21 protein-coding genes are annotated in these 22,495 nt (G+C 69.6%); 8 read left to right on the top strand and 13 right to left on the bottom strand.

The annotated features are described in order from the left end of the window. The first annotated feature begins 3 nt into the window (after window positions 1-3). From AC069I_RS37535 to AC069I_RS37525, 3 genes are all read left to right on the top strand, one after another. The gene (locus tag AC069I_RS37535) at window positions 4-1,446 is read left to right on the top strand and encodes a glycoside hydrolase family 3 protein (RefSeq protein ID WP_478267471.1); all 1,443 of its coding nucleotides are present in this window, start codon (window positions 4-6) and stop codon (window positions 1,444-1,446) included. 216 nt (window positions 1,447-1,662) lie between these two features. Next, window positions 1,663-3,582 (top strand): GTP-binding protein, encoded by a 1,920-nt coding sequence (locus AC069I_RS37530; RefSeq protein WP_478267470.1) that lies wholly within the window; start codon window positions 1,663-1,665, stop codon window positions 3,580-3,582. 15 nt (window positions 3,583-3,597) lie between these two features. Further along, window positions 3,598-4,563, top strand: coding sequence for an LLM class flavin-dependent oxidoreductase (locus tag AC069I_RS37525; RefSeq protein WP_478226817.1), 966 nt, complete (start codon window positions 3,598-3,600; stop codon window positions 4,561-4,563). Between the two features lie 358 nt (window positions 4,564-4,921). Here the strand turns inward: AC069I_RS37525 and AC069I_RS37520 are convergent, their stop codons facing one another. The 4 genes from AC069I_RS37520 to AC069I_RS37505 all read right to left on the bottom strand — a co-directional run bounded on the left by AC069I_RS37520 (window position 4,922) and on the right by AC069I_RS37505 (window position 8,759). Further along, window positions 4,922-5,806, bottom strand: a complete 885-nt coding sequence (locus AC069I_RS37520) for an NAD(P)-dependent oxidoreductase (RefSeq protein ID WP_478267469.1) — start codon at window positions 5,804-5,806, stop codon at window positions 4,922-4,924. Window positions 5,807-6,004: 198 nt separating this feature from the next. Beyond that, window positions 6,005-6,742, bottom strand: a complete 738-nt coding sequence (locus tag AC069I_RS37515) for a GNAT family N-acetyltransferase (RefSeq protein ID WP_478226815.1) — start codon at window positions 6,740-6,742, stop codon at window positions 6,005-6,007. 78 nt (window positions 6,743-6,820) lie between these two features. After that, on the bottom strand, window positions 6,821-7,891 hold the full coding sequence (locus AC069I_RS37510) for a glycosyltransferase family 4 protein (protein WP_478226814.1): 1,071 nt from the start codon (window positions 7,889-7,891) through the stop codon (window positions 6,821-6,823). 79 nt (window positions 7,892-7,970) lie between these two features. Continuing rightward, on the bottom strand, window positions 7,971-8,759 hold the full coding sequence (locus AC069I_RS37505) for an inositol monophosphatase family protein (protein WP_478226813.1): 789 nt from the start codon (window positions 8,757-8,759) through the stop codon (window positions 7,971-7,973). A gap of 18 nt (window positions 8,760-8,777) precedes the next feature. Here AC069I_RS37505 and AC069I_RS37500 point away from each other — a divergent pair, with 18 nt between their 5' ends. Next, on the top strand, window positions 8,778-9,473 hold the full coding sequence (locus AC069I_RS37500) for a creatininase family protein (RefSeq protein WP_478226812.1): 696 nt from the start codon (window positions 8,778-8,780) through the stop codon (window positions 9,471-9,473). Here the strand turns inward: AC069I_RS37500 and ribA are convergent. Genes ribA through AC069I_RS37475 form a run of 5 tightly spaced genes read right to left on the bottom strand, consistent with a single transcriptional unit; the run spans window position 9,429 to window position 14,297 of the window. After that, a complete protein-coding gene (gene ribA / locus AC069I_RS37495; RefSeq protein ID WP_478226811.1) occupies window positions 9,429-11,021 on the bottom strand; it encodes a GTP cyclohydrolase II in 1,593 nt (530 codons plus the stop codon). The two genes, AC069I_RS37500 and ribA, sit on opposite strands and share 45 nt — an antisense overlap. Continuing rightward, a complete protein-coding gene (locus AC069I_RS37490) occupies window positions 11,018-11,836 on the bottom strand; it encodes a class I SAM-dependent methyltransferase (RefSeq protein ID WP_478267468.1) in 819 nt (272 codons plus the stop codon). The genes ribA and AC069I_RS37490 overlap by 4 nt, the downstream gene beginning before the upstream one ends. Beyond that, on the bottom strand, window positions 11,833-12,900 hold the full coding sequence (locus AC069I_RS37485) for a glycosyltransferase family 4 protein (RefSeq protein WP_478267467.1): 1,068 nt from the start codon (window positions 12,898-12,900) through the stop codon (window positions 11,833-11,835). The genes AC069I_RS37490 and AC069I_RS37485 overlap by 4 nt, the downstream gene beginning before the upstream one ends. Next, the gene (locus AC069I_RS37480; protein ID WP_478267466.1) at window positions 12,897-13,295 is read right to left on the bottom strand and encodes a 6-pyruvoyl trahydropterin synthase family protein; all 399 of its coding nucleotides are present in this window, start codon (window positions 13,293-13,295) and stop codon (window positions 12,897-12,899) included. The genes AC069I_RS37485 and AC069I_RS37480 overlap by 4 nt, the downstream gene beginning before the upstream one ends. Window positions 13,296-13,316: 21 nt before the next feature. After that, on the bottom strand, window positions 13,317-14,297 hold the full coding sequence (locus AC069I_RS37475; protein ID WP_478267465.1) for a zinc-dependent alcohol dehydrogenase: 981 nt from the start codon (window positions 14,295-14,297) through the stop codon (window positions 13,317-13,319). 61 nt (window positions 14,298-14,358) lie between these two features. Here AC069I_RS37475 and AC069I_RS37470 point away from each other — a divergent pair, with 61 nt between their 5' ends. Next, the gene (locus tag AC069I_RS37470) at window positions 14,359-15,054 is read left to right on the top strand and encodes a CDP-alcohol phosphatidyltransferase family protein (RefSeq protein ID WP_478226807.1); all 696 of its coding nucleotides are present in this window, start codon (window positions 14,359-14,361) and stop codon (window positions 15,052-15,054) included. On the opposite strand, the gene AC069I_RS37465 is transcribed toward AC069I_RS37470, so the two are convergent. From AC069I_RS37465 to AC069I_RS37450, 4 genes are all read right to left on the bottom strand, one after another. Beyond that, window positions 15,055-15,417 carry a tautomerase family protein gene (locus tag AC069I_RS37465; protein WP_340684226.1) on the bottom strand — a complete coding sequence of 121 codons (363 nt, stop codon included), beginning with the start codon at window positions 15,415-15,417 and terminating at the stop codon, window positions 15,055-15,057. 1 nt (window position 15,418) lies between these two features. Beyond that, entirely contained in the window at window positions 15,419-15,982 is a 564-nt protein-coding gene (locus AC069I_RS37460; protein ID WP_478226805.1) for a TetR/AcrR family transcriptional regulator, read from the bottom strand. Window positions 15,983-16,326: 344 nt separating this feature from the next. Then, window positions 16,327-16,908 carry an Rv1733c family protein gene (locus AC069I_RS37455; protein WP_478267464.1) on the bottom strand — a complete coding sequence of 194 codons (582 nt, stop codon included), beginning with the start codon at window positions 16,906-16,908 and terminating at the stop codon, window positions 16,327-16,329. Between the two features lie 119 nt (window positions 16,909-17,027). Then, a complete protein-coding gene (locus tag AC069I_RS37450; RefSeq protein WP_478267463.1) occupies window positions 17,028-19,604 on the bottom strand; it encodes a sensor domain-containing protein in 2,577 nt (858 codons plus the stop codon). Window positions 19,605-19,738: 134 nt separating this feature from the next. Between AC069I_RS37450 and AC069I_RS37445 the strand changes: the two genes are divergently transcribed. The 3 genes from AC069I_RS37445 to AC069I_RS37435 all read left to right on the top strand — a co-directional run bounded on the left by AC069I_RS37445 (window position 19,739) and on the right by AC069I_RS37435 (window position 22,347). After that, entirely contained in the window at window positions 19,739-20,890 is a 1,152-nt protein-coding gene (locus AC069I_RS37445) for a beta-ketoacyl synthase N-terminal-like domain-containing protein (RefSeq protein ID WP_478234987.1), read from the top strand. Between the two features lie 109 nt (window positions 20,891-20,999). Further along, window positions 21,000-21,665: a DUF998 domain-containing protein gene (locus AC069I_RS37440; protein WP_478226801.1), complete on the top strand. Its 666-nt coding sequence runs from the start codon at window positions 21,000-21,002 to the stop codon at window positions 21,663-21,665. Between the two features lie 55 nt (window positions 21,666-21,720). Next, entirely contained in the window at window positions 21,721-22,347 is a 627-nt protein-coding gene (locus AC069I_RS37435; RefSeq protein ID WP_478267462.1) for an AAA family ATPase, read from the top strand. Window positions 22,348-22,495 lie beyond the last annotated feature (148 nt).

The raw sequence follows: 22,495 nt of genomic DNA, 5'->3' as shown, positions 1-22,495 counted from the left end.
TCCTTGTCTTCACCGGAAAAGCTCGCCGCATCCGTTCTCGTCCCGGGCTTCGACGGCACGACCGCGCCGGATTGGCTGCGGCGCAAGGTGGCCGACGGTCTCGGCGGCGCGATCCTGTTCGGCCGCAACGTGGTCGACGACGAGCAGGTGGCCGCGCTGAGCGCGCAGCTGCGGGCGGAACGGCCCGACGTGCTCGTCGGCATCGACGAGGAGGGCGGTGACGTCACCCGGCTCGACGTCGCCACCGGCTCGTTCGTGCCGGGACCGCTCGCACTCGGCGCCGCGGACGACGTCGAGCTGACGACCTCGGTCGCGGCGGCGCTCGGCGAACGGCTGGCCGCGTGCGGGGTCACGATCAACTTCGCCCCGTGCGCGGATCTGACGCTCGCGGCGGAGGATCCCTCGATCGGGGTCCGCGCGTTCGGTTCGGATCCGGTGAAGGCGTCGCCGCATGTCGCGGCGTACATCACCGGCCTGCAGAAGTACGGCGTGGCCGCGTCGGCCAAGCACTTCCCCGGGCACGGTGCCGCGACCGACGATTCGCACCACGCGCTCCCGGTCTTGCCCAGGACCGAGGCGGAACTGCACGAACTCGAACTCGTCCCGTTCAAGGCGGCGATCGCGGCGGGGGTGCGCGCGGTGATGACCGGGCACCTCGTCGTGCCCGCGTGGGGTGATCTGCCCGCGACGCTCAACCCGAAGGCGCTCACCGACGTCCTGCGCGGCGAACTCGGCTTCACCGGCGCGGTGGTCACCGACGCGCTCGACATGGGTGCCGTCGCCGGCGAACTCGGCAAGACCGAGGGGGTCGGCCGGGCGTCGGTGCGGGCGCTGATCGCCGGTGCCGACGCGCTCTGCCTCGGCGGTGTGTCGTTCGAAGAGGACGAGCTGAACCGGATCGCGGCGGTCATCGCGGCCGCCGTCGAGTCCGGTGAACTGCCGCTGGAGCGGCTGGCCGAGGCATCGGAGCGGGTCGCGGCGCTCGGCACTCCCCCGGTGTCGACGCCGATCTCGCCGGTGGATCATCGGCTCGGCCTGGAGGCGGCGCGCAAGGCGTTGCGGATCCAGGGGTCGCCGAAGCTGGCCGGGCCACCGCTGGTGATCGACATCGAGACCGAACCGATCGTCGCGGCGGGCCCGATGCCGTGGGGGCTCGGCTCGCATCTGACCGAACTCGTCCCCGGCACGCGGACACTCAAGGTCGGCGCGGACGGGATCGCGACCGCGATCGAGGCCGTCCACGGCGCCCGTGACCTCGTGATCGTGACGCGCGAGGCGCACCGGCACCCCGAGGTGCGCGAATTCCTCGGCTGGCTGCGTGAGTCCACTGTGGACTACATCCGGGTCGAGACCGGCGTGCCGGGGCCGGAGACCGACGGCCCGCGGATCGACACGTTCAGCGGGTCCTACGTCAGCCTCCGGGCCGCGGCCGAGTACTTGGCCTGACCCCCTCTCTCGCATTTCGTCCTCTGGATGCGGTACATGCACACGCAAGTACCGCGTTCAGAGGACGAAATGCGTTCGAGGGTAATTCGGTTGCGGTACCGGATCAGGGGTGTTGTAGTCCTGGGGATCGGTTCCCGGCCTAGGAGATGATCGTCTTGCGAGTGTCCACGTCCTTCCATCAGGTAATTCCCGCCTACCTCGAGGACAAGACCACTCGTGAAGACCCTCAATCTGGGGATTCTGGCGCATGTTGACGCCGGGAAGACGAGCCTGACCGAGCGGCTGTTGCACACCGCCGGGATCATCGGCGAGCTGGGCAGCGTCGACGACGGCAGCACGCAGACCGACACACTGGCGCTCGAACGCGCCCGCGGCATCACCATCAAGGCGGCCGTGGTCTCGTTCGCCCTCGGCGACGTCACCGTCAACCTGATCGACACCCCCGGCCACCCCGATTTCATCGCCGAGGTCGAACGCGCGCTCGGCGTGCTCGACGGCGCCGTCCTGGTGCTTTCGGCGGTCGAAGGCGTCCAGGCGCAGACCCGTGTCCTGATGCGGACGCTGCGACGGCTGGGCATCCCGGTGCTGCTGTTCGTGAACAAACTGGACCGCCGAGGAGCCGATCCCGGCAGGGTGTTCCAGGAAATCACCACGAAACTCACGCCGTCGGCGATCGCGATGGACCCGATGGAACCCGATCGGGTGATCGACCTCCTGGCGACCCTCGACGAGGACTTCCTCACCGAGTACCTCACCGCCCCGGACGCGTTCACGCCGTCGCGGCTCCGCGCCGAACTGACTGCGAAAGTCGCCGAAGGTCTCGCTCATCCGGTCTACTTCGGGTCCGCGATCACCGGCGCCGGGATCGACGCGCTCCGCGACGGTATCGAGAACCTGTTGCCCGCCGAGGAAAGCGACGTCGACGGGCCGCTGTCCGGCACGGTGTTCAAAGTCGAGCGCGCGCCGGGCGGCGAGAAGATCGCCTACGTGCGGCTGTTCTCCGGCAGCGTCGCCGTGCGCGACAAGGTCCCGCTCGGGGACGGCGAAGGCAAGGTCACCGCGATCAGCGTCTTCGACAACGGCTCGGCCGTGCCGTCGGGCTCGTTCGACGCCGGGCGGATCGCGAAGCTCTCGGGGCTCGATGTCCGGATCGGAGACATGCTCGGGGCCCGGGCGCGAGTGCGGGAAGCGCTGTTCTCGCCACCCACACTGGAAACCGTCGTCTCGCCGGTGCGCCCGTCCGATCGCGGGCCGCTGCACCAGGCGCTCACCCGGCTGACCGAGCAGGACCCCCTGATCGGCCTGCGGCACGACGAGGTACGCCAGGAGACTTCCGTTTCGCTGTACGGAGAAGTGCAGAAAGAGGTCATACAGGCGACGCTCGCGGACGAGTACGGCCTCGACGTCACGTTCAGTGAGACGACCACGATCTGCGTCGAGCACGTCTCCGGCACCGGGTCGGCCGCCGAACTCATCGGCAAGGCGCCGAATCCCTTTCTGGCGACGGTCGGGCTCCGTGTCGGACCGGGGTCCACAGGAAGCGGGATCTCGTTCCAGCTTGAGGTCGAACTCGGCTCCATGCCGTATTCCTTCGTCAAAGCCGTGGAGGAAACGGTGAAGAAGACACTGCGCGAAGGCCTCCACGGCTGGGAGGTGCTCGATTGCGTGGTGACGATGACGCATTCGGGTTATTACGCCCGGCAAAGCCATGCGCACGGCACCTTCGACAAGAGCATGTCCAGCACCGCGGGCGATTTCCGCGACCTGACGCCGTTGGTGCTGATGGCGGCGCTGCGCGAGGCCGGGACGACCGTGCACGAACCGATGCACCGGTTCTTCCTTCAGACCCCGGCCGACACCCTCGGCCCGGTCACCGCCCTGCTGGCGCAGGCTCGTGCCGTCCCGCGTACGACGGTCACGAAAGCCGGGACAGCGGAGCTGGAAGGCGAGATCCCGGCGGCGAAAACCCATGAGGTGCATCAGTTCCTGCCTTCGGCGGCCCGGGGCGAAGGCACGATGGAGACCGCCTTCCACGGCTACCGGCCTGTCCGGGGTGCCGCGCCGTCACGGTCGAGGACCGATCACAACCCGTTGAACCGCAAGGAATACCTGCTACGCGTGCTGCGGCGCGTCTGAGGATCGGAGAACGTCATGGTTTCACGGCTCGGGGTCAGGATCCCGCGCGAGCTGCCCGCCGCCCGGCTGACCGGCCTCGCCCGGCGCGCGGAACAGGAGGGCCTGGACGAGGTCTGGATCGTCGAGGACTGCTTCTACGCGGGCGGGATCGCGACGGCGTCGGCGGTGCTGGCGGCGACCGAGAAGATCACCCTCGGCATCGGCATCATGCCCGCCGTGGCGAGGAACCCGGCCATCGCGGCCATGGAGATCGCGGCGCTGGCGGAGCTGTACCCGGGACGGCTGATCGTCGGGTTCGGGCACGGGGTGCCGAGCTGGATGCGCCAGATCGACGCGTGGCCGAAGTCGGCGCTGGCGGCGTTCGAGGAGACGCTGACGGTCATCCGGCGGCTGCTGGCGGGCGAGCGCGTTTCCTTCGAGGGCAAGCACGTCCGGCTCGACGAGGTCGAGCTGGAGTTCCCGCCCGCGCTGCCGCCGAAGCTCGTCGCCGGCGTCCGCGGGCCGAAGTCGCTCGCGGCGGCGGGCCGGGTCGCGGACGGGACGCTGCTCGCCGAACCGGCGACCCCGGAATACGTCCGCGCGACACGCGATCTCATCGGCGTCGAAGGCCATACGATCGCCACCTACAACTGGCTGGCCCTCGACGCCGATCCCGAACGGGCCCGCGAGCGCGCACGGGCCGACGTCGCTTCCGCGATCGGGCCGAACTCGGGCCCGGCGCTGGAACCGCTGGACTTCGGCGCCGAACTGCTGGCCGAGGTCGCCGCCGCGAAGGACGACCGGGCGGAGCTGGCGCGGCGGCTGCGGCCCGAGTGGATCGACCGGCTGAGCATCAGCGGGCCGCTCGACCGCTGTGTCGAGCAGATCCGCGCGCTGTACGCGGCCGGGACCGAATCCGTCATCCTGCTCCCCTTGCTCGGCGAGCCGGAGGAGGAGTCCTTCGCCGCGGCGGGCCGGATCGCGTCGGCTCTGCGCGGCTGACCTCACCGCGTTTCGTCCTCTGAACGCGGACGGGGGCGAACCAGCGGCGCCTGGTGAAGGGACTTTCCCCACAGCCAATGCGGCGAAACGCCGGCCGGTGTCGCTCTTGGTACGGTTTTTACCGAGGTCGTGAGTGATAAGGACGGTTAGAACCGTCTTTATCACTCACGACACCTTCGCAAAACGCCCGAATCAGGCACCGCTCCCCGAGAGCGTCCCCTGTGGACAGTCAAGACGTGCCAGGCCACTGTGACGAGCCCCTCCACCAGCCACTTGACCAGCGGATAGACGACTTCGCCGGGTCCCTACCCTCAGAGCAGGGAAGGAGGCCTTCACGGCCGTACGATTGCACACGCAACTACCGCGTTTCGTCCTCTGAATGCGGCCGGGCGTCGAGCGCCCTGATCACGGCGACCATGTCCTCCGCGCCGTAACCGAGCCGCGCGGTTTCGGCGTAGAGGGCGCGGGACGCCTCGATCAGCGGCAACTCGAGTCCCGTCTCCCTCGCCGCGGCCGCGATCAGCTCGACATTGGCCAGGACGTTCGCGATCGAGGCCTGCGGCGCGAAATCCTCCTCGACGAGTTTGGGCGCCTTGACCCGCAGGATCGGACTGGCCAGCTGCCCCGCGCCGAGGACGTCGGCGAGCAGACGGAGATCGAGTTCGTGGGCCCGGGCGAAGCGCACGGTCTCGGCCAGGCTCGTCACGACCGCGGTCAAATGCACGTTGACCGCCAGTTTCATCAGGAGCCCGTTGGGCACCGGCCCGCAGCGCACCGTTTCCCGGCACATCGGCGCGAACAGCTCCCGGACCTCCTCGATCGTGCCGGGGTCCCCCGCGAGCATGGCGACCAGCTCACCCGCCTCCGCCGGGATCCGCGAGCCGGAGACCGGCGCTTCCACGTACTTCGCCCCGGCCGCGAGGAGCTCGGCCTCGAGTTCGCGGGAGTGGCCCGGCGCCGTCGTTCCCATGTGGACGATCGTGCGGCCGGCCACCCGGCCGCCGAACGCGGGCCCGCCGCGGTCGAGCACGGCGTCGACGGCGTCCGCGTCCTTGAGCATCAGGATCACGACGTCACACCGCGCGAAGAGCTCTGCCACGTCCTCGACCGCCTCGGCCACCCGGCCCGCTTTGCCCGGGGTGCGATTCCACACGAGCAACGGGATTCCGGCGCGCGCCAGGTTCAGTGCCATCGGCTCGCCCATACTGCCCAGCCCGGCGAAACCGACTCGCGAGATACCCATGAGCCCACTTTGCGGCACGGCCTTGTCCCGGCGCGGCCGCTGAGACGATCCTGCCGGAAGTCGCGAGGAACATGGCGTCGTGACACCGTCGCCGCACAGTCGTGAACGAGCCACCCACCGCGCCCAGGCACCCCACGGACAGGTCGCGAAAGCCTCTTTCGCAACGTCCTCGCGGCCCGCCCCGCCCGGCACCGCGGCTCAGAACGGGTGCTCCATCCACACGTTCGCCTCCACGTAGACCCCGCAGTCCCGCTCGACGTTCGCGTGCACCGGCGCGATCCCGCCCGGGATCACGTTGTCGCCGTCGGCGAGTTTGACCCCGCTCCACTCGTGCCAGTCCGCGATCGAGCCCGAGATCGTCACCGCGAACGGGCACACCTTGATCATCCGCGCGCCGAGCCGTTCGTGGGTGCGCAGCCAGCGATCGGCGAACAGCCCGTCCTCGCGCCGCCGGACGGCGTACTCCTCCATGGGCACATCGGGTTCGTCCTCCTTGCCGATCGGGCGTACGGAGACGATCAGCCGCTTCAGCCCCGTCTCGGCCGCGCGCGCCTTCAGTGCCTTCAGCATCGGCGTGGACAGGCCCGTCCCGCGCATCCGTGGCGCCACGACGACTTCGAGGGCGCATAGGGTGTCCGGCGCGCGGCCGTCCATGAGATCCTGCGCGGCCCACTGGATCGCCTCGTCCCAGCCGTGCGCCGGTAGTTCGCGGCGGTCCGCGGCCGGATAGGTCAGCGGGACCGACAGCGCCCGCGCGATCGGTTCGCCGTCGTCGTCCAGCGCGATCAGGAAGTACCGGGACCAGTGGCGCAGGAACCGCTCCGGGGTGATCATCTTGCCGCTGAACCCGGCGTAGATGAACTCACCGCCGACATCGCCGAGATTCAGCGCGGGATCGAGGAGATCGGGACGGGACGCAAGATCGACGATTCGCATGCCGCCCAGTCAACCGAGCCGGTGATCGGCCCGATAGCTGCTTCCGGGCGATGATCAAACCGGCTGACGCGGCGCGGCCTACAACCGGGAAAGGACGTCGGTGAGCCTGCCCGCGGCGACGTCCCACTCCTCGAGGACGCTGCTCCGCTCGAGCGCCGACGTTCGCAGGGAATGGCGGAGTTCGGCGTCGAGCGACCAGCGCAGCAAGGCCGCCGCGAGCGCCGAAGGGTTGTTCGGCGGCACCAGCAGGCCGGGGACGCCGCCGCCGGGCGCCGTGCCGAGCGCGTCGCGCGCGCCGGTGGTTTCGGTGGCCACCACAGGGATTCCGCGCGCGAGCGCCTCGGCGACGACCAGCCCGGACGTGCCGCCGCGAGCGGGCAGGACGAGCAGATCCGCGCCGTCGTAGACCAGGTCGAGGTCGTCCGGCGGCTGGATGAGGCTGATCCGGGAACCGAGCCCGAGCCGTTCGACCGTCCAGCGCAGTTCGTCGACGTAGGCGGGATCGTGATGGGTCGCGCCGGCGAACACGCATTTGAACGCCAGTTCGTCGATCGTCGAAAGCGCGCGGATGAGCACGTCCTGGCCGTGCCGCGCGGTCATGGGCGCGAGACACAGCAGCCGGGAGACGCCGTCTGCCCCGGCGGCGAGCGGGGCCGCGTCCGTGCCGGGTGTCGCGACGTAGACCCGCGTCGGGTCGAGGTCATGCCGGTCGATCAGTTGGCGCGCGAGCCACGGCCCGGTGGCAACGATCATCCCCGTCAGCCGCAGGGTCTCCCGTTCGCTCGCGTCGAGTTCGGCGGCCTGCGCCGGATCGAGCGCGGGATCGTCGGCGAGCGGCCGGTGGACCAGGACGGCCAGCCGCAGCCGCCGCGCGTGCGGGACCACGATCTCCGGCACCCCGCAGGCGACCGTGCCGTCGATCAGGACGACGGTGTCGTCGGGCAGCGCGGCGAGCGAACGGGCCAGCCTCGACCGGGACAGCGGCCCCGGCATCGGCCATTCGCCGGCGATCGGCAGTTCCAGCAGCGGGAGGCCGGTGGCCGGGAGGTTCTGGCACATCCGGCGGTCGTATTCACCGCTGATGTCCTCGGTGTCCCCCGGCAGGACGAAGACGACCGGTTCGGTCACGCGGTCATTCGAGGTGAACACGGTTACCTCCAGATGCGGGCGCCTTATCTGGAGACACGGATACGGAGCCCGGCCGGTTCACCTCCGGAGGAAGAAAGTTTCACCCGTGCACTCGGGCGATCGCGGCGACGATCTCGTCACGCAGCCCGGCACCGACCGCGATGGTGGCCGCCGAACGCACCGTGTGGTCGCCGCCGTCGGTGTCGACGACCACTCCCCCGGCCTCCCGTACCAGCAGGACACCTGCCATCGTGTCCCACGGCTGGTTGGAGAGGATGACGCTCGCGTCGAGTTTGCCGTCCGCGACCCAGGCCAGGTCGATCGCCGCGGAGCCGAGGAAGCGGACCCGCTGCACGCGGCCGCCGAGTTCGGCGAGCAGCGCCATCCGGACGCGGTTCTTGGCCTCCGCCCCCTCGCCGACCGCGAAGTCGCCGATACTCACGATCGCGTCGGACAGCTCCGTCGCTTTCGACGCCTCAAGACGCTCTTCGTCCGCGTACGCGCCTTGTCCCTCGACAGCGGTGTAGGTGACGTCGAGGAACGGCAGGGAGATCGCCGCGACCGTGCTCTTGAGACCGTCGACGAGCCCGAGCGAAACGCCGCACAGCGGGATGCCGCGCGCGAAGTTCGCCGTGCCGTCGACCGGGTCGAGCGCCCACCAGAGGTCCTTGTCGCCCTGATGCCCGCGTTCCTCGCCGAGGATGCCGATCTCCGGCGTCTCGCGGGCGAGGAATTCGCGGACGGCGTCCTCGACGGCGAGGTCGACGTCGGTCACCATATCGCGATCACCTTTGGCGGCAACGGAGAACGACGTCATCGAGCGGATGATCCCGGTCGCCTTGGCGACGGCCTCGCGGGCCACGGACAACAATGCGGCGTGGTCGGTCATATGGGTACCGTAGCCGGAATGGACCTGTTCCCGACGACCACGACGGCCGACGAGCGCATCCGCGGCGCCGAGGTCGCGGTGCTGCCCGTCGGCAGTTTCGAACAGCACGGAGCGCACCTCCCGCTCGCCACCGACGCCCTGATCGCGACGACGATCGCCGGCGCCCTCGCCGCGGCGTACCCGGTGCTGCGGCTCCCGCCGATCACGATCGGTTGCTCACACGAACACGCGGACTGGACGGGCACGGTCAGTATTTCGGCCGCGACCCTGTACGCCGTGGTGAACGACGTCGCGGCCTCCCTGCGCCGTTCCGGTGTACCGAAACTGGTGCTGGTGAACGCGCACGGCGGCAACTACGTCCTGTCCAACGTGGTCCAGGAGTCGACGTCGCCGATGGCGCTCTTCCCCGGCGTCGAGGGCTGGCAGGCTGCGCACGACGCGGCCGGGCTGGAGACGTCGCTGGACAGCGACATGCACGCCGGGGAGCTGGAGACCTCCCTTCTGCTGCACGCGCACCCATCGCTGGTCCGGCCCGGTTTCACCGAGGCGGATCACCTCGCCGACGACAGGCGGCACCTGCTGACGGTGGGCCTGCGCCCGTATTCGGATTCCGGGGTGGTCGGGCGGCCTTCGCTGGCGACGGCGGAGAAGGGACGGCTGGTGCTGGAGTCACTGGTGGAGAACTTCGGGGACACTCTGGCCGCGCTCGGCTGACTCGATCATGTCCAGATGCGGCAGGAAGTGGTGCATCCGCTCCTGTTTCGTCCGCAGGTACCGCAGGTTCTCGTCGTTCGGCGTGACCAGCAGCGGCACCCGCTCGCTGATCCGCACCCCGTGCTGTTTCAGCTGGTCGACCTTCTCCGGGTTGTTGGACAGCAGCCGCACCGACCGCACCCCGAGGTCGTTCAGGATCTCCGCCGCGGCACGGTAGTCGCGCGCGTCCACCGGCAGCCCCAGCGCGATGTTCGCCTCGACGGTGTCGAGACCTTCGTCCTGCAGCCGCATCGCCTTCAGCTTCGCGAGCAGGCCGATTCCGCGTCCTTCGTGGCCTTGGGCGTACACGAGGATTCCGGCCCCCTCGTCGACGATCGCTTGCAGCGCGGCGGCCAGCTGGTCGCCGCACTCGCAGTGCATCGAGCTGAAGACGTCTCCGGTGAGACATTCCGAATGGACCCGCGCCAGCGTGCCGAAGGTCGCGACGTCGCCGTGCACCAGCGCCATCTGTTCGGTGCCGTCTGCGTCCAGGTACCCATACGCGCGGAAGACGCCGTATCGGGTGGGCAGTCTGGTCTCCACGACCCTCTCGACGGTCATCGGGTTTCTCCTGTCTGTTCGGTGACTCCTGACGGAACGCACGAGCAGGACGCCCGCACCGGGAAGGCTGGAGAAGAGCGCGAGCACGCCGTAGACGACGGCCACGGTGACGCCCTGCGCCGAACCGAGCCCCGCCGCGCCGAACAGCAGCGCGCAAACCCCTTCGCGCGGGCCCCAGCCGCCGATGTTCAGCGGCAGGCCCATCGCGAGCAGGGCGAGGATCATCAACGGCAGCAGGTCGCCGACCGGCGCGGTGATCCCGGCCACGCGCGCGGCGACGACGAACAGCGCGAGATGCCCGGCCAGGGTGGCGGCCGAAAGCAGGCTCACGCCGGGCCAGGTCTCCTTGGTCAGCAGACCGAGCCGGACGTCGGCGAGGGTGACGGCGAACCCGCGGCGCCATTTCGATCCACTGTGGATCCACCGCTTTCCGGCCGTCATCCCGGTGACGATCAGCGCGAGGGCGAGGGCGACGACCACGATCCCGGCGCCCGTGACTACTCCGCCGATGGGCGAAGGCACCATGGAAGGCGCGCTCAGCACGACGGCGACCGAAGCTCCGATGACCGCGATCTGCCCGGCGGTGCGCTCCAGCACCACCGCGCGGACGCCGCGCGGGACGTCACCGGCTTCGCGGCCGTGGTGCACGGCCCGGTTGACGTCACCGAGGACGCCCGCGGGCAGGACACCGTTGAGGAACAACGCGCGGTAGTACTCGCCGACCGCGCTCGGCAGCGACAACCGCAGACTGAGCCGCCGCGCGACCAGGCACCAGCGCCAGGCACTGAAAACCGTGGTGGCGAAACCGATCCCGAGCGCGGCGGCGATCCCGACGGCGTCGACCTCGCGCAGCCCGGCCAGGAACGCACCCGTGCCCAGTTGCCAGACGAGCGTCCCGAGGATGCCGAGCGCGCCGAGCATCCGAAGCCACGGCCAGCACCGGTTCACGCAGGCACCACCAGGAGGTCTTCGTGCTGGATCACCGCGTCCAGCTCGCCCGCCGCGCACTGCTCGAGCCGCCACCGCAGGTAGGCGTCCCCGTCCGGCGCCAGCTCCGGCCGCTGCTCGCAGGCGGCGCCGACCCAGCCGGTGAGCCATTCCGCGGTCAGCGCGGCCTGGTCGGCCCCGAGCCGCCACGGGCTGGGAGCGCGCCGCACGGTGGCGCCAAGCCGTTCGAAGACGCCGAACGCGACGTCCACCGCGTCCGGTCCGAGCAGCCACCGGCCGTCGGTCACCCGGCGTTGGTGCGCGTTGAAGGCGTCGGAGATCTCGATGTCGAACTTGTCCTTGGGCGACAGCACCACCCGGCCCGAAACGCTCAACGTGAACAGGACCGCGCAGCCCGCTTCGACGCAGGCCTCCGCCAGCCGGGACATCTCATCGGCGGTGAGCAGGTCGAGCAGCGCCGACGCCGCCACGAGCGAGGTCCCGGCGAGGTCCTCCGCACGTAACTCGGTGATGTCACGCTGTTCGGTGACGACAGTGACCTCGCTTCCGTCCAAAGCGTGTTCCGGACGGCTGGTACGCGACAGCGCGTGGGTGAGCAGGTCGGCGTCGCGGTCGTGCAGGATCCAGCGCTGGCGGCCGGGCAGCCGCACCGCCAGCCAGCGGCCGAGCGAACCGGTGCCACACCCCAGATCCCGGATGACGACCTCGTCCCGCCCGCGCAGAAACGCGCGCACCGGTTCGATCAGCTCGGTCGCGCGGGCGGCGGCGTCGGCGTCCTCACGCAACTGGAGCCAGCTGGGGGCGTACTTGGTCATGCCGCCGTCCTTTCGCTCAGCAGAACGGCGGCGACACCGCGGGCCGTCTCGTCCCACTCCGTCAGCGTCTCGCGGCGAAGGCGGGCGGAGGCGCGAAGACGATCACGCAGTTCAGGTTCGGTGAGCCAGCGGCGAAGGGCCGTGGCCAGCGCGTTGACGTCCTCACCGGGGACGAGCATGCCGGGCACGCTGCCGTCGGATGCCTGGCCGAGGGTGCCCGGCAGCGCGTCGACGGCGGTCGTCAGCACGGGAACGCCGTGTGCGAGCGCTTCGGTGACGACCATCCCGTAGGTCTCCGAGCGCGACGGCAGCACGAGAAGGTCTGCGGCCGCGTACGTCGCTTCGAGTGCTTCGCCGGATCGCGGGCCGGCGAGGGTGAACCGATCGCCGAGTGTGTGTCGCCGCAGGCGTTCGACGTAGCGGGTCTCGCGGGGAATGGCACCGACGCATTCACAGGTCCACGGTAGATCTTTGAGCGACTTCAACGCTTCCGCGAGCGTGCCCTGCCCCTTGCGCGGGGTCACGTTGGCGACGCAGACCAGCCGCGTCCCGTCAAGACTCCCAGAAGCGACTTCGGCCTTGTCCACCCCGGGCGGCACCACGTGCACGCGATGCGGGGCGAGGTCGTGGTGCTCGATCAGCCGTCGCGCGGCCCAAGCGCTGGTCACGACCACGGCCTCGACCGCGGTGAGCGTCTCCCGCTCCAGCCGGTCCAGCTCGGCGGCGAGCGAAGGCGACAGTCCCGTCTCGTCGGCCAGCGGGAGATGCACCAGCACCGCGATCGACAGCCGCCGCGCGGACGGCCCGATCACCTCCGGCACCCCGCAAGCGACCAGCCCGTCGAGCAGGACGGCCGAACCGTCGGGCAGTGCGGCGAGTTCGCGCGCCAGCACCGTGCGCGCCTCGGTGCCGGGCCGCGGCCAGTTCCCGCGCACGGCGATCTCGTGGACCTCCACCCCCATCGCGGCGAGGCCGTCGCACAGCCGCCGGTCGTAGACGTTGCCGCCGCTGGGCGCGCCTACGTCGTCGATGTCGTTGGGCAGGACGACGTGGAGGCCGGTCACAGCGCACGCTCGTAACTCGCCCAGGCGACGTGGGATTCGTGCAGCGAGACGGTGAGCCCCTCGAGTCCGTGTGCCCCCTCGCCGAGCGCTCCGGTCTGGACGCGGTCGGCGAGCCTGTCCGCGATGACTTTGGCGAGGAACTCGGTCGAGGTGTTGATCCCGGCGAACTCGGGCACGTCGTCGAGGTTGCGGTAGTTCAGGTCGGCGAGCACCGCTTTGAGCTCTTCGGTCGCCTTGCCGATGTCGACGACGATGTTGTCGGCGTCCAGTTCGGACCGGCGGAACGTCGCGTCCACCAGGAAGGTCGCCCCGTGCAGCCGCTGCGCGGGGCCGAAGACCTCGCCTCGGAAGCTGTGGGCGACCATGACGTGGTCGCGGACGGTGATACTGAACAACGGACCTCCCGGATCGATCCCTTAACGCGTGTCCTCCATCTGATAGGTCACACGGAGGCAGAGCGTTCCTGGTTCATTCGCGGCCAGACGCGGCAAGACGTCCGGTAGTTCATGGAACAGACAGTGCCCGCTGACCAGCACTTCGAATCCTGGATCGGCCAGAAGGCGCAAGGCGAGCGCCAAGCGGTCGGCGTAGCCCCGGTTCAGGCGGCGGGACGGCGAGACCATGCCGACCTGGCTGGAGCGGATCGTCAGCCGCCGGGAATGGAAGTTCTCGCCGAGCGGGACACTGACGCGGCGGTCGCCGTACCAGCTCAGCTCGATGACCTCGCCCTCCGGCGCGAGCAGCTCCAGTGATCGCGCGAGCCCCGCCTCGCTCGCGCTGGCGTGCACGACGAGGTCGCAGTCATCCAGCGCGTCCTCCGGTGTCGAGAAGTCGACACCGAGCGCCTTCGCGACCTTCGCGCGCTCCGGGTCGACGTCGATCAGCTGGACCCTCGTCGCCGGGAAACCGGCCAGCAGTTTCGCGACACTGCTTCCCACCATCCCGGCGCCGACCACGGCGATCCGGTCGCCGAGTTTCGGCGACGCGTCCCAGACGGCGTTGACCGCGGTCTCGATCGTCCCCGCGAGGATCGCGCGCTCCGGCGGGACCCCGCGCGGCACCGGGGTCACGGCCGACGCCGGGACGACGTAGCGCGTCTGGTGCGGGTAGAGGCAGAAAACGACTTGCCCGACCAGGTCTTCCGGACCACGTTCGACCACGCCGACATTGAGGTATCCGTACTTCACGGGCCCCGGGAAGTCGCCCTCCTGGAACGGTGCGCGCATTGCCTCACGTTGACTCGGCGGGACCTCGCCGCGGAAGACGAGCGTCTCGGTGCCCCGGCTCACGCCCGAGTACAGGGTGCGGACGAGTACTTCCCCGTCGCCGACCGGAGGGAGCGAGACCGGCCTGATCTCACCGTCGCCGGAACCACTGAACCAGAAGGCGCGTTCCATCGTGTCCTCTCATGTCGGACCCTGGAAGCCGGGGTCACCGCCACCATAACGAGGAGGCCTCGTGATCAACCCCGGAGTTTTCCTGGGGGTCCTCGTCCAGCTGGCGCTGCTGGGGACGCTGGACGCCGTCGCCGGGCTGGGCCCGCTGGGCTGGCTCGCCGGCGCGGCCTACGGCCTCGCCGTGGGCGGATTCCTGACCTACGGCCTGAACCGGAGCACCGCGCGCTCCCTAGGCCCCGCCGACGCCGTCACGCTCGGCCGGTCCGGGTTGGTCGGCTGCGTGACCGCGCTCGTCGTCGACACCGCGGGCCGGGAGATCGTCGCGATGGTCGTCCTCGCGTCGGTCGCGCTCGTCCTGGACGCCGTCGACGGCCAGGTCGCGCGCCGCACCGGGACGGCGTCCCCGCTCGGCGCGCGGTTCGACATGGAGGTCGACGCCTATCTGATCCTGATCCTGAGCGTGGTCGTCGCGCAATCGGTCGGCCCGTGGGTGCTCACGATCGGCGCGATGCGCTACGTGTTCGTCGCCGCGAGCAGGCTTTGGCCGTGGCTGAACGCGCCGCTTCCGCCGAGCATGGCGCGTAAGACGGTCGCGGCGGTTCAGGGCATTGCGCTGGTCGTGGTGGCCTCGGCGATCCTGCCGCTCTGGGTGGGCTTCGTGATCACCCTGGGCGCGCTGGCGCTGCTGACGTGGTCGTTCGGGCGCGACACGTGGTGGCTGCTGGAGCAGCACGCCTTCACCGCCGCGCCGGCCTGATCACGCGTACTGTGCTTCGCCGTTCCCGATCGACCAGTTGACCGGATCGGTCTCGGTGATCATCACGAGCACGTTCCGCGGCTCGGTCCCCGAATACTCCTCGGCGAGCTCCGCGATCCGCCGGTACAGCGACTTCTTCTGCTCGTCGGTGCGCCCCTGCCGCATGGTGATCGTGATGAACACGACCCCCTCGTCGCGGTGGATCCCCAGGTAGTCGTCGTATTTCAGGGTGCTCTGGCCGTTCAGGACCTGGAAGCGGTCGTCGGCCGGGATGCCGAGCGTCTCGACCATCGCGTCGTGGACGGCGTTGCCGAGGGCTTCGAGCTTGTCGGTCCCGATGGCGTCGATGCGGACGAAGGGCATGTCAGTTCTCCTTGGTGGCGAGCAGGCCGAGGGCGCCGTCGACGGCTTTCGCGAACACTTCCGGGGAGCCGGCGGCGCGGGCGAGGATGTAGCCGCCCTGCAGCACCGCGACCAGCGCGGTCGCCGTGGCGAGCGGATCGAGTCCGGCGTCGAGTTCACCGGCCGTGCGGCCCTCGTCGAGCAACTCGGCGAGGCGACCGGTGAGCCAGCCGAAGAACTCTTCGACCGGCTTGCGCAGATCCGCGTCGGCCATCACGTCGGGATCCTGGGCGAGCCTGCCGACCGGGCAACCCTTGAGCACGGCGCGTTCGCGGCGCAGGTAGACGGTGACACGCTCGACGACCGAGCCGGGCGCGGAGAACTCGGCCTCCGCCCTGGCACGCAGATCGTCGGCGCTGCGGACGATCGCGGCGAGCGCGAGTTCGGACTTGCCCTGGAAGTGGTGGTACATGCTGCCCTGGCCGGCGCCGGAGCGTTCCTGGATCGCCTTCGGGCTGGTGCCGACGTAGCCGCGCTCCCACAGGAGCTCACGAGTGCTCTCGATGAGCCTTTCCCTCTTGTCCACGACCAGACCGTACATACTAGTAGGTACAGTGAGCAAGCCGGAGGCGGGAGAGCAAGGGACCTTTGCTACCACTTTCGCACTTATCCGCAGGTCAGCACCCACATTCCGCAGTCAGCAGACTAACTGCGCCCCACGAGAGACCCGCCGGTCCGTGAAGGCCTCCTTCCCTACCCTCAAAGTAGGGAAGGAGGCCTTCACGGACCGCCAGATCACCACATGCACCCCAGTGACCCCAAGCCTCACACCCAAAGCGCGCGAAGGCCCCTTCCCTCGGCTGAGCCGAGGAAACTCGACCTTTACACCCAAGTCCAAGCCGCAACCAGTCGACTGAACGCGCCACACCCTCAGGACCGCGAGTCCTGCCCGAACCGTTCCCACTCCCGGTCCCAGGCCGCCCACCGCGCCCGGTTCAGCAGATGCCGCGCGACCAGATACCCCGCGGCAAGCAGCGCCACCACGGCCAGCCACACCCCCACCCCGACGCCGATCCCCGTACTGGTCGCGTCCATCGGCAGCACCGGCGGCTCGACCACGGCGCCGGCCTCGTCGAGCCACACCGTCACCGCGTCCCCCGCCGAAGCGCCGAGGTCGGCGGCGACCGGCGCCTCCTGGAAGCCCCCATCCGGCAACGCCCACCGCGCCGCCACCGAAGCCGTCTCCGCGGAAGGCGTCCCGTCGACGCCGATACGCGCCGGCGGCGCGTCCTCGAGCAGGAAAGCGGTCGTCGAGTGACGCGAAGCCGTCTCAAGAGCCGAGCGCGCCGTCATGGTCGCGTAGGTCTCCGAACCGGCCGCCGCGGCCAGCGGTACACCGAGCAGCGCCGCCACGAGGCCGCCGACGAGGATCGCCGCCTCGATCCGGTCGGGGATCCGCGCCAGCGGGTTCCGGCCGAGATGGATCCGGCGCCACAGGAACACGAGCCACACGACGGCCTCCTTCACCGGTCCCCACCGACAAGACTGCGCCGGAAAGAACCGGAGCACCAGGAGGCTTTGGTCCCGTCAGCGGCTCTCACCCAGGACCACGTACGCGGCGGCCGCCCGGTTCATCGCACGACGTGTTCGTACGCGCGCTTCAAGTCCTCGACCCGGCCCGGCGGCGCGACCAGCGGCCCTTTCGCCCAATCGCAGCCGAGTTCGTGCAAGACCTGCAACTGTCGCGCGGTTTCGACCCCTTCGGCGACCACCACGAGGTCGACGGCGTGCGCCATCGCCATGATCCCGGCGACGATCGGCTCGGCGTCGCTCGACCTGCCGAGATCGGCCACGAACGACCGGTCGATCTCGATCACGTTCAGATCGAGCCGGCACAGCTGGGCGAGCGAGGAATACCCGGCGCCGAACCGTTCCGCGGTCACCCGCACCCCGGTCTTCCGCAGCGCGTCGACCGCGTCGGCCGCGTCCTTCAGCGCCGTCTCGTCGACGTCGAGACTCAGGTCCCGCGGCCCCAGCCCCGCTGCTTCCAGGGTTGTCTGGACCACTTGCAGCAAGGCGGGATCGCCCAGTTGGCGGACCGAAAGACTCACATTCACATTACAGTGCACACCATGATCGGCACGCCATCGAGAGATCTCGCGGGCGGCCTTGGCGAGGACCTCCGCCCCGATGACCGTCAAAAGATCGCCGTCGTCGGCGATCTCGGCCAATTCCGCCGGATCGATCGGTCCACGCTCCGGGTGAGCCCAACAGGACTTCGCCTTCACCGCGACCATGTCACCGGTCCGCAAATCGACGACGGGCTGATAAACGGTCTCGACCAGGCCTTCGGCGACGGCGTTGCGCAGATCCTGTTCCAGCGCGAAACGGTCTTGGACTCGTTTCCGCATGATCGGCGCATAGAACGCATATCGCCCCGGCCCGAATGTCTTGGCCTGATACATCGCCAAATCGGCGTCTTCCAGCAATTCGTCGGCACTGCGCCGATCACCAGGTTTGGCGATCACTATTCCAATACTCGTATTTATATGCAGTTCGCGGCCGTGCACGGTGAGCGATTCGGCGAGCCGCCGCTGGAGGTGGTCGGCCAGTGCCCGCACCTCGGCGGCTTCGGTATAACCGGTGGTGATGACCAGGAACTCGTCCCCGCCGAGCCGTCCGACCAGGTCCGAAGGTCCGGCGGCGGCGCGCAGCCGGTCGCCGATGATGCGCAGCACCTGGTCGCCGACGGTATGACCGAGCGAATCGTTGATGATCTTGAACTTGTCGAGGTCGATGAACATCACGGTGGTCGTATGCGCCGGATCGGCGTTCGTGCGGCGCAGGTGGTTCAGCGCGAGCGTGCGGTTCGCGAGCCTGGTCAGCGGATCATGGGTGGCCTCGTAGGCCAGCCGTTCGCTGATCGCCCGCCGCTCGGTGATGTCGGCGAAGGACGTCAGCACGGAGGGCACGCTCTGCCCCGGCGCCATCAGCGGACCGGAGGTCAGCGAAAGCCATCGGTGCGCGCCGTCCCGCCGCCGCACCTGCACGACCCGCCCGGTGTCGACCTTCCCGGAACGCCGCACCCGCGCGGACGGCAGATCGTCGACGGGTACCGGGATGCCGTGCTCGTCGTACAGCCGCAACGTCCGGCTCTCCAGGCCGACCAGGGAACCCGGCGGCACCCCGGCGATGCGGTGCGCCGCGGAGTTCGCCAGTTCGATCCGGCCGCCGGGGCCGACCAGCAGCACTCCCTCGTCGAGGGTCTCGACGACGGTGGCGAATTCGGCCTCGGCCCGGCGCTGCGCGGTCTCGTCGGCGCACAGCAGCACGTAACCGTCGAACATCTCGGCCGCGGAGACCCGCACCGCCAGCGCCGTGCCGTCGGCGCTGTAATGCGTGGCCTGCACGACACCGCCCGACGCGACGACCTGCCGCGGGCTCATCGGCGCGCCGACGACCTCGGCCACCGGAACCCCGATGACCTGGTCGAGATCATGGCCGTAGACGGCCTCGGCCGCCGGATTCCAGCTCGTCACCAGCCCGTCGGGAGAGGTCGCGATGATCGCATCGCTCGCGTGGCCGACCAGCGCGGCCTGAAACCGCAGACCGGCCTCGGCCGCCTTCTGCGTGGTCAGGTCGCGCATGATCACCTGGTACGCGGGCTTGCCCTCCCATGTCGTGAGCACCGCCTGCGATTCGACGGTGACACGCCTGCCCTGCAGGGTCCGCAGGGTCATCTCCGTCGGCTCGCTGAACGAGCCGGGCGAGACCAGCGAGCCGATCCGCGCCAGCAGCGCGTCCTGCGAGCCGACGTCGACCAGATCGGTGATGTGCATCCCGATGATCTCGGTCGACACCTTCGCGCCCACGAACCGCATCGTGGCCGAGTTCACGAAGACGACTTTGCCCCGCTGATGGACACAGATCCCGTAAGGGCTCGCCTCCACCATCGTGAGATATTGCGTTCCCAATGCGCCACCATCGGAATTTTGCTCCAAAAGGCGGTACCCCTGACCGAGAAAGGCGAGCGCGGGTTCGCCACGCTGATCCCTCTCGGCGGACAACTCGGTCAGCAGACGGACGAGCGACGCGTGCCGGTCGGGTTTCCCCACCGTGCGGGTCGCGGTGCCGTTCGCTGGCGAGGAATCCTGATCCGAGGGCCGGTGGGTGTCGGGAGTCCCACCGTCGAGATCGTCAGGATCCATCTGATCCAAACCCCCTACTCGACTGATGTAGCTTCCGATTAGATCACTAAATCGACGTAGCCGTCCTCCCCGGACAGCTGATCGGCGCGGCTATTCCACCCCAGCGTTGACTGAATGTAGTTGAAGGGAAACACGTGCGGAGCAAAACAGACATCTGCGGCATCGGCGCCGTAACCGCCTACGGCTGGGGGCGCGAATCGCTGTGGGAGGGCCTGGCGAGCGGCGTCCCCTGTGCCCAATTCGCCGACGGCTTCGGGGAAACCCCGGATCAGCCGGGTTGGGTCGCCCACGTCCCCCAGGGCGGACGGGACAGGGACGGCAGCCTGCACGCGCGGGCCCTGCTCGCCGCGGCGCGGGAAGCGATCGAAGACGCCGGGGCGCGAGGCTGGACGCCAGGGCGCCGGGTCGGCGTCATCTCCGGCGGCGTCCGCGAGGACCTGCGCACCTGGGACCGGCTCACCGAGATGGGCGAGCAGCTCATGTACCGGCGTGAATTCATCGGCATGATGCCCTCGACCCCGATCGCCACCCTCATGGCGGAGTTCGGTTTCCACGGCCCTTCCATGGCCACGTCCGCGATGTGCGCGACCGGCAGCGCCGCGGTGCTCACCGCGAAGATGTGGCTGGACGCCGGCATGGCCGACGACGTGGTCGTGGTCACCACGGATCTGTCCGCGACCAGGCCGATGGTGCGCAACTTCGTGCACTGCGGGGTGGCGATCACCGACGTGCCCCCGCTCGAGGCGTGCCGTCCTTTCCAAGAGGGCACAAGGGGTTTCACCTTCTCCGAGGCCGCGGTCGCGGTGGTGCTGACCCAGCGGAAGACCGAGTCGTACGCGACGCTGCGAGGCGGCGCCATGACCCACGAGGCGCACAACGCGATGGCTCTCGACCCCGATCCGACGAACGCGGTCGCGGCGGTGACCGGGGCGCTGGAGAACGCGAACGCCGCGCCGTCCGACGTCCGTTACCTGAACGCGCACGGGACGGGCACGAAACTCTGCCACCGCACGGAATCCCAGATCCTCGAAGCGGTCTTCCCCAAGGAGACCGAGATCTACTCGATCAAACCGCTGACCGGGCACAGCCAGTCGGGCAGCGCGCTGACCGAGATCGCGGCGATCTGCCTCGCGGCGGAGCGGGACCTGGTCCCGGCGCCGAAACCGGTGGCGGCAGGGCATTCGCAGCTGATGGACGGGCCGTCCCGCCCGGAAAGCGGTCTCACCGTCAAGACGTCGATCGGGATGGGCGGGTACGTCGCGGCTGTCGTACTGGAGACCGCCTAGCGAGCAATTCGATAACACACGGTCTCAACGTCGTCACGAACCGTCATTTCCGGTGCTCGGATGGTCAATACTTCCCAGTAGCGACAACGCACCGAGCACGGAGGCGACCATGAGCCCGCGAACGGCGACCGACAACCTCGTCCACAACTACCTGTTCTTGCGGCGTGCCATAGGTTTCCTCGGGATCGGGCTGCCCTTCGTGCTGGTCTTCGGGACAATGGTCGTCGACGGCGGCGGCCTGCTCAACTCGATCAGCGGGTACTACTACTCGGGAATGCGGGACGTCTGGGTCGGTGTCATGTGCGCCATCGGCGTCTTCCTGTTGTCCTATCGGGGTTACGGCCGGGTCGACGACATCGCCGGCAACATCGCGGCCGTGGCCGCCGTCGGGGTGGCGCTCTTCCCCACGACACCGGCGAACGGCGACCGTACGGACGAGATCGTCGGTTTGCTGCACCTCGGCTTCGCCGCGGTCTTCTTCCTCACCTTGGCGTTCTTCTGCATCGTGCTGTTCACCAAGTCGGACAAGGAGATCCCGGGTGCCCGCAAACCCGCACGGAACCAGCTGTACGTCGCGTCCGGCGTGATCATGCTGGTGTGCCTGGCGTTGATCGTGCTGAGCGGGCTGGTCTTCGACGACCTGACGAAGGATCTCTACCCGGCGCTGTGGCTGGAGTCGGTCGCGATCCTCGCGTTCGGTGTCGCGTGGCTCACCAAGGGCGGGACGCTGCTGCCGGACAAGCCGGTGGCAGCGGGGACCCGGGTGACCGCCTGACCTGCGCCGGTGAAGGTAAAGGAACCTTTGCCATCGGCCGGGTCGTTGAGGCCTTATGACCGATCGCATCGCACTCCGCCTCGGCCGCCGCGACCTGCTGGTGGTCGCGGGGATTCCCGGGGCCGGCAAGACCACCCTGCTGTCCCGGGCGGCGACCGGCGCCCTACCGGTGCTCGACTCCGATCAGGTCCGCGCGCGGCTGCGCGAACGGCTGCCGCCCGCGCTGCCGTACCGGTTCTACCGGCCGGTGGTCCACCTGTGGCATCGCGCGCGGGTCGTCCGGTTCGCACTGGCCGACGGGGGACCGCTCATCGTGCACGAGCCGTCGACCCGCGCGACGACCCGCGGGCTGCTGGCCCTGCTCGGCCTGGTGAGCCGCCGCCCGGTCCGGTTGCTGTGGCTCGACGTCACCCCGGAGGACGCCCGCGCGGGCCAAGTCGCGCGCGGGCGCGTCATCCGGCGGCACTCGTTCGCCCGCCACGTCAAGAGGGCCGAGAAGGTGCGCCGTGCCCTACGCGACGGCTGGGTGCCGTCAGGCTGGCACGGCGCGCGGATGGTGACCCGCGAGGTCACCGGGGCGCTGCGCTTCGTCACCGAGGAGGAGCCGGGGAGAGACCACTCAGGCGACATCCGGCTCCTTCGCGTCGAGCGGCCCGCGGCACCCGCCGTCCGCGCTGGCTAGCGGTTCCGGCTCGGGGTTCGTCCGCGGGCACGGGACGGTTCGGGTGCGGGTTCATCGGCGTCCAGCGGATGCGTACCGGCATCGTCGTTCGTCCTTTCCACTCCGCGAAGCCCTCTGCACCGGGATACGGACGCGACGAGCGATCGGT

Source organism: Amycolatopsis sp. NPDC043885 (assembly GCF_056435685.1).
The sequence above is the reverse complement of the archived record's forward strand: the minus strand, read 5'-3'. Positions and strand labels throughout refer to the sequence as shown.